The organism is Rhizobium sophoriradicis (assembly GCF_003939025.1).
Taxonomy (GTDB): domain Bacteria; phylum Pseudomonadota; class Alphaproteobacteria; order Rhizobiales; family Rhizobiaceae; genus Rhizobium; species Rhizobium sophoriradicis.
The window spans coordinates 82,677-98,220 of sequence record NZ_RQIH01000007.1; the positions used below are offsets into that span (position 1 = coordinate 82,677).

General features: G+C 62.3%; 16 protein-coding genes. 8 read left to right on the forward strand and 8 right to left on the reverse strand.

Features of this window, described 5'->3' with window-relative positions; translation table 11 throughout:
- Positions 1-53 precede the first annotated feature (53 nt).
- Complete coding sequence (locus EFR00_RS13205) at positions 54-947, reverse strand: LysR family transcriptional regulator (protein WP_077990742.1); 894 nt, start codon at positions 945-947, stop codon at positions 54-56.
- A 523-nt stretch (positions 948-1,470) separates the two neighbouring features.
- Between EFR00_RS13205 and odc2 the strand changes: the two genes are divergently transcribed.
- The 3 genes from odc2 (at position 1,471) to EFR00_RS13220 (ending at position 4,540) form a co-directional block, all read left to right on the forward strand.
- A complete protein-coding gene (gene odc2 / locus EFR00_RS13210) occupies positions 1,471-2,604 on the forward strand; it encodes an ornithine/lysine decarboxylase (RefSeq protein WP_009994341.1) in 1,134 nt (377 codons plus the stop codon).
- 94 nt (positions 2,605-2,698) lie between these two features.
- Positions 2,699-3,289 carry a GNAT family N-acetyltransferase gene (locus EFR00_RS13215; RefSeq protein WP_077990740.1) on the forward strand — a complete coding sequence of 197 codons (591 nt, stop codon included), beginning with the start codon at positions 2,699-2,701 and terminating at the stop codon, positions 3,287-3,289.
- 222 nt (positions 3,290-3,511) lie between these two features.
- Positions 3,512-4,540 (forward strand): serine hydrolase domain-containing protein, encoded by a 1,029-nt coding sequence (locus tag EFR00_RS13220; protein WP_077990733.1) that lies wholly within the window; start codon positions 3,512-3,514, stop codon positions 4,538-4,540.
- A gap of 67 nt (positions 4,541-4,607) precedes the next feature.
- On the opposite strand, the gene cysE is transcribed toward EFR00_RS13220, so the two are convergent.
- The 5 genes from cysE to EFR00_RS13245 all read right to left on the reverse strand — a co-directional run bounded on the left by cysE (position 4,608) and on the right by EFR00_RS13245 (position 9,034).
- The gene (cysE, locus tag EFR00_RS13225) at positions 4,608-5,426 is read right to left on the reverse strand and encodes a serine O-acetyltransferase (RefSeq protein ID WP_077990731.1); all 819 of its coding nucleotides are present in this window, start codon (positions 5,424-5,426) and stop codon (positions 4,608-4,610) included.
- A gap of 118 nt (positions 5,427-5,544) precedes the next feature.
- Positions 5,545-6,024 (reverse strand): GNAT family N-acetyltransferase, encoded by a 480-nt coding sequence (locus EFR00_RS13230; protein ID WP_077990729.1) that lies wholly within the window; start codon positions 6,022-6,024, stop codon positions 5,545-5,547.
- A gap of 16 nt (positions 6,025-6,040) precedes the next feature.
- The gene (locus tag EFR00_RS13235; protein WP_077990727.1) at positions 6,041-7,030 is read right to left on the reverse strand and encodes a WD40 repeat domain-containing protein; all 990 of its coding nucleotides are present in this window, start codon (positions 7,028-7,030) and stop codon (positions 6,041-6,043) included.
- On the reverse strand, positions 7,030-8,097 hold the full coding sequence (locus EFR00_RS13240; protein WP_077990724.1) for a CobW family GTP-binding protein: 1,068 nt from the start codon (positions 8,095-8,097) through the stop codon (positions 7,030-7,032). The genes EFR00_RS13235 and EFR00_RS13240 overlap by 1 nt, the downstream gene beginning before the upstream one ends.
- Before the next feature lie 148 nt (positions 8,098-8,245).
- The gene (locus EFR00_RS13245) at positions 8,246-9,034 is read right to left on the reverse strand and encodes a creatininase family protein (RefSeq protein WP_077990721.1); all 789 of its coding nucleotides are present in this window, start codon (positions 9,032-9,034) and stop codon (positions 8,246-8,248) included.
- An 85-nt stretch (positions 9,035-9,119) separates the two neighbouring features.
- Here EFR00_RS13245 and EFR00_RS13250 point away from each other — a divergent pair, with 85 nt between their 5' ends.
- The 3 genes from EFR00_RS13250 (at position 9,120) to EFR00_RS13260 (ending at position 11,762) form a co-directional block, all read left to right on the forward strand.
- A complete protein-coding gene (locus EFR00_RS13250) occupies positions 9,120-9,632 on the forward strand; it encodes a MarR family winged helix-turn-helix transcriptional regulator (RefSeq protein WP_009993768.1) in 513 nt (170 codons plus the stop codon).
- Positions 9,633-9,754: 122 nt separating this feature from the next.
- Positions 9,755-10,777, forward strand: a complete 1,023-nt coding sequence (locus tag EFR00_RS13255; RefSeq protein ID WP_029532233.1) for a LacI family DNA-binding transcriptional regulator — start codon at positions 9,755-9,757, stop codon at positions 10,775-10,777.
- 28 nt (positions 10,778-10,805) lie between these two features.
- Positions 10,806-11,762, forward strand: coding sequence for a 2-hydroxyacid dehydrogenase (locus EFR00_RS13260; protein WP_077990719.1), 957 nt, complete (start codon positions 10,806-10,808; stop codon positions 11,760-11,762).
- Between the two features lie 22 nt (positions 11,763-11,784).
- On the opposite strand, the gene EFR00_RS13265 is transcribed toward EFR00_RS13260, so the two are convergent.
- Positions 11,785-12,564: a gamma-glutamyl-gamma-aminobutyrate hydrolase family protein gene (locus tag EFR00_RS13265; protein ID WP_077990718.1), complete on the reverse strand. Its 780-nt coding sequence runs from the start codon at positions 12,562-12,564 to the stop codon at positions 11,785-11,787.
- Here EFR00_RS13265 and EFR00_RS13270 point away from each other — a divergent pair.
- Positions 12,542-12,751: a hypothetical protein gene (locus EFR00_RS13270; RefSeq protein ID WP_125461989.1), complete on the forward strand. Its 210-nt coding sequence runs from the start codon at positions 12,542-12,544 to the stop codon at positions 12,749-12,751. The two genes, EFR00_RS13265 and EFR00_RS13270, sit on opposite strands and share 23 nt — an antisense overlap.
- Positions 12,752-12,855: 104 nt before the next feature.
- Entirely contained in the window at positions 12,856-13,962 is a 1,107-nt protein-coding gene (locus EFR00_RS13275; protein ID WP_039622275.1) for a TRAP transporter substrate-binding protein, read from the forward strand.
- An 82-nt stretch (positions 13,963-14,044) separates the two neighbouring features.
- Here EFR00_RS13275 and EFR00_RS13280 read toward each other — a convergent pair whose 3' ends face one another.
- Positions 14,045-15,535, reverse strand: a complete 1,491-nt coding sequence (locus EFR00_RS13280; protein ID WP_077990713.1) for a TRAP transporter large permease — start codon at positions 15,533-15,535, stop codon at positions 14,045-14,047.
- Positions 15,536-15,544: the final 9 nt, after the last annotated feature.

The window sequence follows — 15,544 nt, forward strand, 5'->3', positions numbered from 1 at the left end:
AACTTGCCCGGGATCACCCGATCGTCCGGCCGCGCGGATCATTTGGTGCAGCCTCACGGATGCTTCTTGAACCAGTTGTGCAGGTAGTCGACGAAGATCCTCACCTTGGCCGGCAGGTAGCGCCGGTGCGGATAGACGGCATAGATGCCGCGGTCGGTCGGGATGTAGTCGTTGAACAGCGTCACCAGTTCGCCGCTCTCGATCGGCTTGCGGGCGATGAAATCCGGAATGAAGGCAATACCGATGCCGGCAAGGGCCGCGCGCAATGTCGCATGCGGGCTGTTGACCTCTATCGGCCCGGAAACGGCGACCGCGAACGAGGTGTTGTCGGGATTGTAGAAGCGGATGCTCGCCTGACTGCGCGCGTTGGTGTCGACGATGAAAGGGACGTTGGAAATATCGCTCGGATGCTCGATGTTCGGATAGCGGGTGAGAAACTCCGGGGTGGCGCAGAGATGGATCCGGAAATCGGAGATCTTGCGGGCGATCATGCCGGAATCCTCGAGCTTGGTGATGCGGATCGCCACGTCGAAACCTTCCTCGATCAGATCGACGAAGCGGTCGTCGGCGGCGATCTCCAGCGAAACCTCGGGGTTCTCCCTGGCGAAATCGATCAGCGACTGGCCGACATCGGCGTCGACGTAGGTGCGCGGCACCGAGATGCGCAGCCGTCCTTTGAGCTGCGCATTGTTTTCGCGCACGAGATCGGCGAGGTTGTCGATCTCCTTGAGGATATCGGAGGCGGTGCGGTAGTAGGTATGGCCGGCCTCGGTCATCGAGAACTGCCGGGTGGTACGGTTGAGCAGCAGCGCGCCGAGCTCATCCTCCAGTTCGCGCACGTATTTGGAGAGCAGTGCCTTCGAGCGGCCGGTCCGGCGCGCGGCGGCGGAAAAGCCTTCGGCCTCGACGACATCGATGAAGGCGCGTATGCGGGTCAGAGTGTCCATGGCCTTCCCCCTTTCGAAACGTTGAACAAATTGGCCCGAGCTGTTCAATTATTTTTTTGACCCCAAGATCAAAAAAACGCTTGATTGTGAAGGCGAATATTCTTATTTCCACCTCAGCCCAAAGTCGCACGTGCCCATGGGTGTCCGCCGAACCCTCGAATTGGTGAGGAAATCGGTAAGGTACCTGGAATTAACCCCTCCAGTCGCTATTCCGGCCAACCGGAAAATGCGAGGACGCCTGAAGCAACGACGGTGCGGGCCTTTTTGTTCTCTCCCTGCTTTCCATCAGCGGGGGTTACTGAAGAGGCACACCATCATTGCCGGAAGTGCGGTTGGGATTCTCCCTCCAATCCATGGCAGACAAAGCCGAACTTACACCGCATCGCGGCGTTGGTTCACTATCCGCGCATCGAGCGCTTGCTATGGTTCCGGGGTCTCCACCGGCTGGTTCCAATGCGAGTTCTCGTATGCCCTTTGTCCTCCGGTTCATGCCGGAGCTCTGGAACTGGAAGAGGGAATCGATATGACCACCCAGCGCATCCGCGACTTTCTCGCAACCCGACGTCCCGACGGTCCCTGCCTCGTGGTTGACCTCGATGTCGTTCGCGACAATTTCCAGGCCTTCCGTCACGCCATGCCGGACAGCGCGATCTACTACGCCGTCAAGGCCAACCCGGCCCCTGAGGTGCTGAAGCTGCTCGCAGGTCTCGGCTCCAATTTCGATTGCGCATCCGTTGCCGAAATCGAAATGGCGCTCGACGCCGGTGCGACCGCTGCCCGCATCTCCTTCGGCAACACGATCAAGAAGGAGCGTGATGTCGCTCGCGCTCATGCGCTCGGCGTCAGCCTCTTTGCCGTCGACAGCCACGAGGAAGTCGAGAAGATCTCGCGCGCCGCTCCCGGCGCCCGTGTCTTCTGCCGGGTGCTGACCGATGGCGAAGGCGCCGAATGGCCGCTGTCGCGCAAGTTCGGCTGCGTTCCGCAGATGGCCGTCGACGTTCTCGTCTACGCCCACCAGCTCGGCCTGCAGTCCTACGGCGTCTCGTTCCATGTCGGTTCGCAGATGACCAAGGTCGATGCCTGGGATTCGGCACTCGCCGATGCGAAGCGCGTTTTCGTATCGCTTGCCAAGCAGGGCATTCACCTGCAGATGGTCAACATGGGCGGCGGCTTCCCGACGAAGTATCTGCGCGACGTTCCGTCGGCAGAGGCTTACGGCAAGTCGATCTACCAGGCGCTGCGCACGCATTTCGGCAACCAGATCCCGCAGACGATCATCGAGCCGGGCCGCGGCATGGTCGGCAATGCCGGTGTCATCAAGGCGGAAGTCGTGCTGATTTCGAAGAAGTCGGACAATGACGATGCCCGCTGGGTCTTCCTCGACATCGGCAAGTTCGGCGGTCTCGCCGAGACGATGGATGAAGCCATCCGCTATCCGATCCGCACGGAGCACGACGGCGACGAGATGGAACCCTGCGTCATCGCCGGCCCGACCTGCGATTCGGCCGACGTGCTCTACGAGAAGAAGCTCTATCCGCTGCCGATCTCCCTTTCGATCGGCGACGAGGTCCTGATCGAAGGCACCGGCGCCTACACGACGACCTATTCGGCGGTCGCTTTCAACGGCTTCGAGCCGCTGAAGGCCTACGTCATCTAAGGTTGTTTCCGCCGGCCCCGTAACCAGCCGGGGCGGCAACTTCACAATTTTCATTTATCGCCGCTGATAACGGTATTGGGTACGGGAGGCCAAGATGGCCGCTGTTCTTGATTCTGTCCGCGCATTCTTTGCGCCCACCACCTTCGCCATCGACGCCGAAAATCCCTCGGATGTCGTTGCCCGTGAAAACTTGCTCGACCGCGTCATGGGACCGGACCGCCGCAAGAAGTCGTCGGAGAAGATTCGCCGCAACCGTGTTCCGGCCGAGGGCCTGGCGCTGGTCGCGCGTGACCGCGACGGTCATGTCATCGGCACGGTGCGGCTCTGGAACGTCGAGGCCGGCGTCAACGATGCAGGCACGCCGATCAACGCGCTGCTGCTCGGTCCGCTCGCCGTCGATGGCCGTCACGGCGGCAAGGGCATTGGCGCGGCGCTGATGCGCGCGGCGATCCTGGAGGCGAAGAACCGTGGGCATGGCGCTATCCTGCTCGTCGGCGACGCCGCCTATTACGAGCGTTTCGGCTTCTTCGCCGAAAAGGCTCGCCATCTTGTCATGCCGGGTCCGTTCGAACGCTCGCGCTTTCTGGCGCTCGAGCTCACGGAAGGCTGGCTTGACGGCGCGGCCGGCATGATCGTCCCCTCGGGGCGCATGCTGACCGGCGCGCCGGTTCGCCGCGCCGCCTGAGGCTGTGCCGATCGGCTGGCCGGGGTGGAACGTCCTTACCCCGGCCGGCAATATCCGCGCCGTTTGATCATGGAGGCAGGCGGGCCTGCCGTGGTTGCGGCGCGGATTGTCCTTTTTGGCGGCCGACGCGGCGCATGATCACCGGCGCACGCGGCAACACAATCGCGTGAAAAGTGCCGCCGGCCCGCGAAGATATCGCTGAGATATCCTATCTTGCGCCGCATGCTCCGTGTTCTCTCCTTTCTGCTTCTTTTCTCTCTGCCGCTTGCCACAACGGCGCCGGCCACTGCCCAGAGCGTAGCCCGCGCCAGCACCGGGCTTGACCCGCGTCTCGATCAGGCGGCTGATGACCTGGCGATGCGGCCGCTCAAGGTGGTGATCGTCGCGCGCGGTGGGCGGGTGCTTGCCGAACGCGGTTTCCACGGTCATTCACCGGCAGAATCGACCAATATCAAATCCGCTTCGAAGTCGATCATTTCGGCGCTGGTCGGCATCGCTATCGACAAAGGCCTGCTGAAGGGGCCGGATCAGAAGATCGCACCGATCCTGAAGGCCGATCTGCCTGAAACACCCGATCCGCGCCTCAACGACATCACCATCGGCAATCTTCTCTCCATGCAGACTGGGCTCGATCGCATGTCGGGGCCGAATTACGGCCGCTGGGTCTCCTCGCGCAACTGGGTGCGTTTTGCCCTTTCGCAGCCTTTCGTCGATCAGCCCAGTGGAGAAATGCTCTATTCCACCGCATCCACGCATCTGCTGTCGGCCATTCTCACCAAGGTCAGCGGGCGGTCGACGCTGGCCCTGGCGCAGGAATGGCTGGGTCCGGTCGACGGTTTCCGCATCGGCGCATGGGAGCGCGATCCGCAGGGCATCTATCTCGGCGGCAACCAGATGGCGATGAGCGCCCGCTCCCTGCTTGCCTTCGGCGAACTCTATCGCAACGGCGGCAAGACCGCCGAAGGCCGCCAGGTCATCCCGGCCGACTGGATCTCCCGATCGTGGCAGCATCGCACCAACTCACGCTTTTCGGGCGACGAATATGGCTATGGCTGGTTCACGCGGCAGATCGGCGGCGAGCAGGTGCATTTCGCCTGGGGTTACGGCGGGCAGATGCTCTATATCGTGCCGTCGCTCGATCTGACGGTCGTCATGACTTCGGAAGAGAGCGGTCCGTCCGCCCGAAACGGCTACCGGGATCTGCTGCACGGTCTGTTGGCTGACATCATCGGCGCGGTGCGGGCCGCCTGATTAAAGCGCCCGTGCATCTTGGACAATCAGCAGGCCGCATAACGACCGAAGCACATTTCGGAAAGATCTAGATATTTTGATCCATGGTCTCGGCCGGGATTTCGTCGGCGCGGTGGATGCGCACGACGGTGGCCGGCACGCCGGCGACCGTACAATGTTCGGGAACCGGCTTCAGCACGACGCTGCCGGCGGCGATCTTGCTGAAGGCGCCGATTTCGATATTGCCGAGGATCTTGGCGCCGGCGCCGATCATGACGCCATGGCGGATCTTCGGGTGGCGGTCACCGGTTTCCTTGCCGGTGCCGCCGAGCGTGACGCCCTGCAGGATCGATACTTCGTCCTCGATCACGGCCGTTTCGCCGATGACGATTCCCGAGCCGTGGTCGAGCATGATGGAAGCGCCGATTCGTGCGGCCGGATGAATATCGGGGCCGAAGACCAGCGAGGCGAGATTGGCGAGCCAGGTGGCGATCTCCGGCCGGCCGGCGTTCCAGAGCGCGTGGGCGACGCGGTGCGTCTGCAGCGCATGAAAGCCCTTGAGGTTGAGGAGCGCGTGCAGAAATGTCGTGCAAGCGGGATCGCGCTGGCGCACGGCTGCGAGGTCTGCCTCGACCTTCCGCATGATGTCGTCGCTCAGGGTCGACAGTATAAGATCCAACAGATTGCCGGTTTCCACCTGCGTCACGGAAAGCCGGGCGGCGATTACCCGGGCAAGGATCTCATTATTGCCGATGGCATCCGTCACCTCTGCGGCAAGCAGCCGCTGCAATATCGGCTCTCGCGCCGCAAGCTCGGCTGCCTCGGCGCGGATGGCGTTCCAAACGGACGCATCGCCCAAAGGCGGCGGCTGTTGCTCGGCTACACCGAGGCCGGTTGATTTCGGCATTGGCATTTCCTCTGTCACCTACGCGCAGGAATACCTGCGTGATTTTTCATGTTTGGCCCATGCAAAGCATTTGGCAAGATGGATTCGGGGGCCTGGCGCGTGTCCTAGTCAGACGGGTTCAAGCAGGCGTCAGTTCGGAAAACCGGCGCCAATGATAAAGCACGTCAGGCTCCTTTTCCTCATTGTCGCTGCCATCTGTCTCTTCCTCGACGGAAAAACCGTGCCGCTCGTAGAAAGCGCGGGCGCCCCTGTTGCGCTGGAACGTCCAGAGCCTGATCTCGTCCATCTCTTCCTTGGCGCAGCCGAGGAGCAGGGAACCGATACCCTTCGCCTGGAAATCCGGGAGAACGTAAAGCTGCTCAATCCAGTCATCGCCATAGGCGACGACGCCGACAAGGTCAGTTCCCATGGCGGCGCCGAGGATGGTGCAATTCGGCAGGAGATGCATGCACCAATACTGCTCTTCTTCGTCAGGCGTGTGGATATCGAGCAGCCAGGGCAGGCGCTGCCACAGGGCGGCGCGCCGGATTCTTGCCGCCGCCCGCATATGCTCGGCGCCAAGCCCCACGATCTCCGGTTCCATCATGGCATCGTCCATGACCGGCAATAGGAGTTCACGCCGAAATATCGACAACGCCACAATCGCCGGCTTCGGAGGCGAAGGCGAGCAGCTTGCCGTTTGCGCTCCAGCTCATCGCCGTGATCGCGCCCTTGCCGGGGCGGCGCAGCAGCGCTTCCTTGCTGTCGGCAATGCGTACGGCCAGAATCATGCCGTCGATGAAGCCGATGGCAAGAATGTCTTCCAACGGGTGGAATCTCACCGAGGTCGCCATGATATTGGCGCGGGTGCCGAGTTCGAGCGGCGCCTTGCCCATCGGCCCGTCCTTGCCTTGGAAGGGCCAGACGATCGCTGCGGGCGCGCCCGATGAGGCGAGCCATTTGCCTTTGATCGACCAGGAAAGCGATTTCACCTTGGCGGGATAGCCCGTCATGCGCATATGCCGGGCCTCGGCACCGGGTTTGCTGTCGAGCTTCCAGCCATGCAGGGCATTTTCCTGCATCGAGGTGACGAGGAAATTGCCATCAGGCGAGAAGGTGACGCCGGTATGCGCGCCCTTCCATTCGAGATCGACCGGTTTGGCGCTCGTGCCGACCCAATGCAGCGACACGCCGTTGTATCGGGCGGCGGCGATGCGCAGGCCCTTCGGCGCGAAGGCGAGGCCTTCAACCGTGCGCTCCTCGGGGAATTCCTTGGTGGTGCCGTCGGCGAGGCGGACGAGCGAGCTCTTGCCGTAAGAATAGGCGACGGCGCCCTGCGGGCCGGCCGCGACTTGCGAGATCCACTTGCGTGGCGCCGTTGCAAGTTCGCTGACGCTGCCATCGGCGGCAATGCGCAGAACCTTGCCGTCCTCGCCGCCGGAGATCAGGCTGTCGCTATAAGGATCGCGGATGGCGGTGAGCATGCCCTGATGGGCTTCGCAAACCTTCTCGCCGCCGTCCAGCCGGTGAAACGTGCCGTTTGCGTTTGCGAAGAAGGGGATATCACCTAAAAATTCGACGGCCAGAACGTGGCCGTCGAGATCAAGTGGTGCAACTGTCGGCATCAGGCGGCTGCCTCGCAGGCCTTGAAGGAGGCCTCGAGCTTTTCGCGGTCGAGATCGCGGCCGATGAAGACGAGACGGCTTTCATGTCTCTCGCCGTCCTTCCAAGGCCGCTGATGATCGCCCTCGATGATCATGTGCACGCCCTGAACGACGTAACGCTCGGGATCGTCCTTGAAGGCGATGATGCCCTTGAGACGCAGAATATTCGGGCCCTGAACCTGGGTGATCTTCTGGATCCAGGGGAAGAAGCGCTCCGGGTTCATCTCACCGCCGCGCAGCGAAACCGACTGCACCGTCACATCATGGATCGCCGACATCGCGCCATGGTGATGATGGCCGTGATCGTGATCATGATGGTGATGATCGTGATCGCAGTCCGGGCCGCAGACATGGTCGTCATGGCCGTGCTCGAGGAAATGCGGATCGTTTTCGAGCGCCCGCTCCAGGTTGAAGGCGCCCTGGTCGAGCACGCGGGCGAGGTCGACGCCCGAGCGGCTGGTCTTGTAGACCCGGGCGGCCGGGTTGATGGCGCGGACAATGTCCTCGATCACGTCAAGTTCTTCCGCCGTCACCAGGTCGCTCTTGTTGATGACGACCACGTCGGCGAAGGCGATCTGGTCTTCGGCCTCGCGGCTGTCCTTCAGGCGCAGCGGCAGGTGCTTGGCGTCGACGAGAGCGATGACGGCGTCGAGCTCGGTCTTGGCGCGCACGTCGTCATCCATGAAGAAGGTCTGGGCGACCGGCACCGGATCGGCAAGGCCCGTCGTCTCGACGATGATGCCGTCGAAGCGGCCGGGGCGGCGCATCAGGCCTTCGACGACGCGGATCAGGTCGCCGCGCACGGTGCAACAGACGCAACCATTGTTCATCTCGTAGATTTCTTCGTCCGACTCGACGATCAGGTCGTTGTCGATGCCGATCTCGCCGAATTCATTGACGATGACCGCATACTTCTTGCCGTGGTTTTCCGACAGGATGCGGTTGAGCAGCGTCGTCTTGCCGGCGCCGAGATAACCGGTGAGCACGGTAACGGGAATGGGCTTTTGGGTGGCAATCGCGTCGGTCATGGGAACCTCTAGGATTAGGCGTGCGGCCGGGCGGCTTTGGATCGGCTGCTTGAAACGGTTGGTCTCATATAATGGCATGGGTGCGGCAGTTCAAAGGGTTTTATAATGTTATAAGATCACATCATCTGCGGGCGCGGATCGGTCGCCCTCACCGGAGCTCGCCGAGGTCGAAGGCATCGACATCCTCGAGCAATTCCATCAGCCCCTTCGCTGCATGGGCAATCAGCACCTCGCCCTTTTCGGCTGTCGCGGCCGCGGCGTTGCCCGCCGCGCCTTGCGAATTGAGATCCGACATTTTCCAGCCGAAAGCGTGCGGCCCGTAGGCGCGCAGATGTTTGAAGCGTTTGGCAAATTCCGTCTGTCGCGAAGGGAAATCTGCAGCCTTCGCCATATCAACCCTGTCAGGATGAAGCGCCAGCATCACCGAGGTCTCGATATCGCCGCCATGAATGCCGATCGCCTTTTCCACGGGAGGGATCACGCCATCCGGCAGGCCGAAGCGGGTCCAGCTCGTCGCCACGGCCAGCATGGCAAAGCGGACTCGCGCCTCCGTCGCGACGATCGTCATCAGCGGCGAGTTGCCGCCATGGGCGTTCAGCATCACCAACTTGCGGATATTCTGCTTGGCAAGGCCTTCGGCGATGCCGAGCCAGCGGTGGACGGCCTCGTCGAAGGTGAGCGTCTTCGTTCCTTCAACATCCATATGCTCTATGGAGTAGCCGACCGATTCGGCCGGTAGGAAGGTGACCGGCAGGCCGGCGGGCAGGGCCGCCTTCAACCGTCCGGCAATGCCTTCGGCAATCAGCGTGTCGGTTTCGAAGGGCAGGTGAGGGCCGTGCTGCTCATGCGCGCCCAGCGGCAGCACGGCGATCGGGCAGCGCCTGCCGGCGGCGGAGGCCGGGTCGCTGTCCTCGAAGCGTGGCGAAGGCGTCATCATCCGGTCGTTGCCTCTTGTTTATGACGAGATCATGGGCAATGTCATATCGCAGCGGCGTCGGTGCTTAAAGATCAAAGGGATGGCTATGGGAAAGAAGCGTAAGGACGGCAAGAAGAGCAAGTCCAAGAAGAAGGACCAGACGGAGTATACGCTCGTCGATCTCTCGCCGGCGCTGACCCAGGCGGCTCGTTCCATGCGTACGGTGCTCTCGCGCAACCTGTTCGAAAGCGGCCTTTATGCCGGCCAGGACGGCGTCATTCTCTCGCTCGCCGAGAGTGACGGCATGACGGCGGGCGCTCTTGCCCAGAAGCTCGGCGTCAAGGCGCCGACGATGACGCGCACGATCGGCCGCATGGAAGCGCAGGGCTTTCTCGAGCGCAAGCCCGACGCCGAGGATGCGCGCCTGACCAAGGTCTATCTCACTCCGCTCGGCCGCGACAGCGTGCAGGCGATCGAGATGGCGGCGTCCGCCTGCGACAGACTGGCGACACTGGAGTTTTCAGACAAGGAAATCCGCAATCTCGTGCGTCTGCTGAAGGCGATCGACGCCAATCTGCAGGCCGAAGCGCTTCCTCTGGAGGAACCGGACGAAGAGTGAAATTTCGCAAAAAAGACGAATTGCCTCCACCTGTTAAATCTTTTAATTAAACATTTTAAGGGGCCGCACCAGTTTTCCGACGCGGTCTGCTGTCTTGCGTGCTGCCTAGGGGAGGAGGACACGTGGTCCAGAAGATCAAGCTTTCGACAATCGCCGAAACGCTCGGCATCTCAACGGCGACCGTATCGCTTGCCCTGCGCGACAGTCCGCTCGTCGCCGGCAACACGCGGGAGAAGATCAAGGAACAGGCGCGCGCGCTCGGCTATATCTACAACCGCCGTGCCGCCAGCCTGCGCACCTCGCGCTCCGGCATTATCGGCGTCGTCGTGCACGACATCATGAACCCGTTCTACGGCGAGATCCTGAAGGCGATCGAAAGCGAGCTCGATCGCAGCCGTCACACCTTCATCCTGTCCAACCACTACGACAACGTCGAAAAGCAGCGCACCTTCATCGAGACGCTGCTGCAGCTCGGCGGCGACGGCGTCATCATGTCGCCGGCGATCGGCACGCCGCCGGAAGATCTGCAGCTGGCGGAGGAAAACGGCATGCCGGCAATCCTGGTCGCCCGCTCGATGGACGGTCTGGAGCTGCCGACCTATCGCGGCGACGACAGCTACGGCATTTCGCTCGCCACCAACCACCTGATCGGCCTCGGTCACCGCTCGATCGCGATGATCGGCGGCACGGACCAGACGTCCACCGGGCGCGACCGCTACCAGGGTTATGTCAATGCGCTGCGCAAGGCCGGCATCGAAGTCGATCCGAACCTGCGCATTCCCGGCCCTCGCTCGAAGCAGGGCGGTTTCGAGGCCGCGGTGCATTTCCTCTCGCTGCCGCAGCAGCCGACGGCGGCCGTCTGCTGGAACGATCTCGTTGCCATCGGCCTGATGAACGGCATTGCGCGCGCCGGGCTGGTGCCGGGGCGCGACATTTCCGTCACCGGTTATGACGACCTCGAGGAAGCCTCGATCGCCACGCCGGCACTGACAACCGTCTGGAACGGTCAGACCGAAGTCGGCCGCCTGGCGGCGCGCGCGCTTCTCGATCGTCTTGCCGGCAGCCACGAACCTGACGGCATGCATCTAATCAAGCCGGAGATGCGCATTCGCCAGTCGACCAGTCCCCATCGGCCCCGCGCCTGAACCAAAAGCCCATCCAAGAGGAAAAGCCATGTCTCGCATCGCCATTCTCGTTCCTGGGAAGATACACGAGCGTGTTCTCGAAAGACTGAAGGATCGTTTTGAGATCATCACCGTCGCCCGAGAGGAAAAGCTGGGGCTCGACGACGAGACTGCCGCCCGCATCCGCGGCGTCGCCGTCTCCGGCGCCTTTCCCGGCGCCTGGATGGATCAGCTGCCCGGTGTCGAGGTGATCGCCAGTTTCGGCGTCGGTTATGACGGTATGGACGTAAAGCGTGCAGCCGAAAAGGGTATCGTCGTCACCAATACGCCCGATGTCCTGAACGACGAGGTGGCCGATACGGCGATCGGCCTGCTTTTGAATACGATCCGCGAATTGCCGCGGGCCGAAGCATGGCTGCGCGCGGGCAACTGGAAGCGGGGCACGGCCTATCCGCTATCGCGTTTCTCGCTCAAAGGCCGCCATGTCGGCCTTTACGGCCTCGGCCGCATAGGCCTTGAAATCGCCAAGCGGCTGGAGCCCTTCAAGGTAAAGATCAGCTATCACACACGCTCGCGTCATGCCGATGCGCCCTATGATTATTACTCTTCATTGAGCGGGTTGGCCGAGGCGGTGGACACATTGATCGCCATCGTTCCGAAGACGCCGCAGACGCATAAGACGATCGATGCCGATATTCTGGCTTCTCTCGGTCCAAACGGTATTCTCGTCAATGTCGGCCGCGGCTGGACGGTTGATGAAGAGGCGCTGAGTGCCGCCCTTGCATCAGGCGCGCTCGGTGCGGCCGGTCTCGACGTCTTCTATGAAGAGCCGACCGTGCCGGCCACGCTGCTGGAACCGGCCAATGCCGTGCTGCTGCCCCATGTCGCCTCGGCCTCGGTGCCGACGCGCAACGCAATGGCCGATCTCGTCGCCGACAATCTGATCGCCTGGTTCGAGAAGGGATCGGCGCTGACGCCGGTGCCGGAGACGCCGCAAAAGGCCTGAGGACACGCAGCCTGCTGCCTCTTCAGGCGATTGCCTGTGCCGCGGTCGCTGGCAATTTCGCGGTGGCATAACTGCGGACGGCGTCGCCGAAGGCGGCAAACAGCCGGTTCGACATCTTGTCGGTTTCGGCCCAATATTCCGGATGCCATTGCACGCCGACGGCGAAGGCTTTGGCATCGATGACGGAAACGGCCTCCACAGTGCCGTCTTCGGCGGTGGCTTCCACCTGCAAGCGCGGCGCAGTCCTGGCGATCGCCTGGCGGTGCAGCGAGTTGACGCGGATATCACCGGGGCCGAGGATGCCGGCAATGCAGGAACCTTCCTTGACGTGGACGGTCTGGCGGATGGCGTACATGCCGTCACGGTCGACGCCTTCCGGCCGGCGGTGGTCCCAGATGCCGGGCTGTTCGTGGATCTCGCTTGCCAGCGAGCCGCCGAGAGCGACGTTCAGCTCCTGAATGCCGCGGCAGATGGCGAGCAGCGGGATGGCGCGGTCGATGGCGCGGCGGATGAGCGGCAGGCTTGTGGCGTCGCGGGCGGGATCGAAGGGGCCGTCCCTGTCGTTCGCCTCGGCGCCGTAAAGCGAAGGATGCACATTGCTGGCCGAGCCCGATACCAGCAGACCATCGACGCGGTCGAGGATTGCGTCGGTGTCGTAGCCCGCTTCGAAAGCCGGGATGACAAAGGCCATGACGCCGGCTGCATTCAATGCGGCACTGAGATATTGATGCTGCACGGCGTGCCAGGTCGCGCCGTCGAAGCTGCGAATATCGGCAGGAATGGCAACGATCGGTTTCGTCATGTTCGCCCCGGTGAAATCTTCTGCTTGTCGTTTTTGCCGCCAGAATGGCCGCGAAGTCAACGTTTGGCTGCAACTGGCGGCCGATTTCCGCCAGCGCCTTGCCGTGGCGTCTGGTCTCGCGGCTAAGCTGCTGATTTTGATGGGTGCCTGCCTGTTGCCTTATTGCCGACTTGATGCCAAAGGCTAATAGACTAAAGCTTGAATCGCGGCCCTCGCCATGCTTAGCTCTGCCCTCGCTGCGGGTAGGGGTGAAGATTGGCCGCGCAGTGCCATCTATACGGGAGGTTTTTGATGGATCGTCGTTCGTTTTTCAAGAAGGCGGGAACCGCCGGGGCCGGCGCGGTTGCCGCAACGGCATTGGCAGCGCCTGCGATCGCGCAGGAGAATCCGAAGATCGCGTGGCGCATGACGTCGTCGTTTCCGAAGAGCTTGGACACGATCTATGGCGGTGCCGAAGACATCGCCAAGCATGTCGCCGCCGCAACGGACGGCAATTTCACCATCCAGCCTTTCGCGGCCGGTGAAGTCGTGCCGGGACTTCAGGCCGTCGATGCGGTGGCTGCCGGTACGGTCGAGGCAGCCCACACCACCTCCTATTATTTCGTCGGAAAGGATCCGACCTACGCCATCGGAACGGCCATTCCGTTCGGGCTCAACAGCCGCCTGACCAATGCCTGGTTTAATGACGGCAACGGCAACAAGCTGATGAACGAGTTTTATGCCACGCAGGGCATGTATGCTTTGCCGGCCGGCAATACCGGTGCCCAGATGGGCGGCTGGTTCCGCAAGGAAATCAACACGCTCGACGACCTCAAGGGCGTCAAGATGCGCATCGCCGGCCTTGCCGGCCGCGTCATGGAGAAGGTCGGCGTCATCCCGCAGCAGATCGCCGGCGGCGACATCTATCCGGCGCTCGAAAAGGGCACGATCGATGCGGCGGAATTCGTCGGTCCCTATGACGATCTGAAGCTCGGCTTCCACAAGGTGGCGAAATATTACTATTATCCGGGCTGGTGGGAAGGCGGCCCGACGGTGCATGCGTTCTTCAACCTCGACAAATGGAGCAACCTGCCGAAGCACTACCAGGCAGCGCTCACCGACGCCTGCGCCTTCGCCAACACCAACATGCTGGCGAAATACGACACGAAGAACCCGACGGCGCTGAAGCAGCTCGTGGCCGAAGGCGCAACGCTGCGTCCGTTTAGCCAGGAAATCATGGAAGCCTGCTTCCAGGCGGCTATGGGCATTTACGGCGAAATCTCGGCCAACAACCAGTATTTCAAGAAGATCTACGACGATCAGACCGCCTTCAAGCGCGACGCCTATCTGTGGATGCAGCTTTCGGAATACACCTTCGATACGTTCATGATGATCCAGCAGCGGGCCGGCAAGCTCTGAGCGCTCCCATCCGCGCATCAAACGCATACGAAAACCCCCGATCGCTTGGTCCGGGGTTTTGTTTTGGCCCTGCTATTTGGGGTTATTTCGCAGGTGGCGGCGGGGCTCCCGGCAAGCCGAGCGGCGGCAGGTTCAGGCCTGGGATCTGTGGTGCGCCATTGCCGCCGCCGCCCACCGGCGGCAGGCCGAGCTGGCCGCCGAAGCCAGGCACTTCGATCTTGATCGAGTTCGGGTCGACCTTCGGGCCATGGTCCAGCCAGTAGGTGACCGATTGCGGCCAGAAGATCACGATCGCCACCAGGATCAGCTGCATGCCGACCCAGGGCAGCGCGCCCATGTAGATATCCGAGGTCTTGACCTCCTTGCCGGCGATCGAGCGCAGGTAGAAGAGCGCGAAGCCGAAGGGCGGATGCATGAAGCTTGTCTGCATGTTGACGCAGATCAGCACGCCGAACCAGATCAGGTCGATGCCGAGACTGGAGGCGACGGGGGCAAGCATCGGGATGACGATGAAGGCGATTTCGAAGAAATCGAGGAAGAAGGCCAGCACGAAGATGAAGATGTTGACGAAGATCAGGAAGCCGACCGGACCGCCCGGGATGCCCGACAACATGTGCTCGATCCAGCGCGAACCGTCCATGCCCTGAAAGACCAGGCTGAAACAGGTGGAGCCGATCAGGATCATCACTACCATCGAGGTGATGTGGGTGGTCGACGTCATCGCTTCGCGGATCAGCGGCCAGGTGAGACGTCGATTCATCGCGGCGAGCGCCATGGCGCCGACGACTCCGAGCGCGCCGGCTTCCGTCGGCGTCGCAAGGCCCATGAAGATCGTGCCGAGCACCAGGAAGATCAGCACGATCGAGGGCACCATGCCCATCAGTACTTTTGCCAGCAGCGCCCAGTTGAAGTCGCCGCGCACCTCCTTCGGCAGCGGCGGCATCGATTTTGGCCTGATGATCGACATCACCAGGATGAAGAGCACGAAGATCGACACCTGCAGGATCGAGGGGCCGATCGCGCCGAGATACATGTCGCCGACCGATCTGCCGAGCTGGTCGGCGAGGACGACGAGCACGAGCGAGGGCGGGATCACCTGGGTGATGGTGCCGGAGGCGGCGATGACGCCGGTGGCAAGGCGCGGGCTGTAGCCGTAGCGCAGCATGATCGGCAGCGAGATCACGCCCATGGTGATGACGGAGGCGGCCACCGTGCCAGTGATGGCGCCGAGCACGGCGCCGACCAGGATGACGGCATAGGCCAGACCGCCGGGAATGCCGCCAAAGAGCTTGCCGGTGCCTTCGAGCAGATCCTCGGCAAGGCCGCAGCGTTCCAGCACCGCGCCCATGAAGGTGAAGAAGGGAATGGCGAGCAGCAGGTCGTTGGAGACGATGCCGAAAAAGCGCAGCGGCAGCGCTTGCAGAAAGGCTTCGCTGAAATGGCCAGTGGCGATGCCGATGATGCCGAAGAACAGGCCGACGGCGGCGAGCGAAAAGGCGACCGGAAAGCCGTAGAGCATGAAGATGACCATGCCCAGGAACATGGCCGGCGGAATAATGCCGAAATCAAACAAATCCGTTCC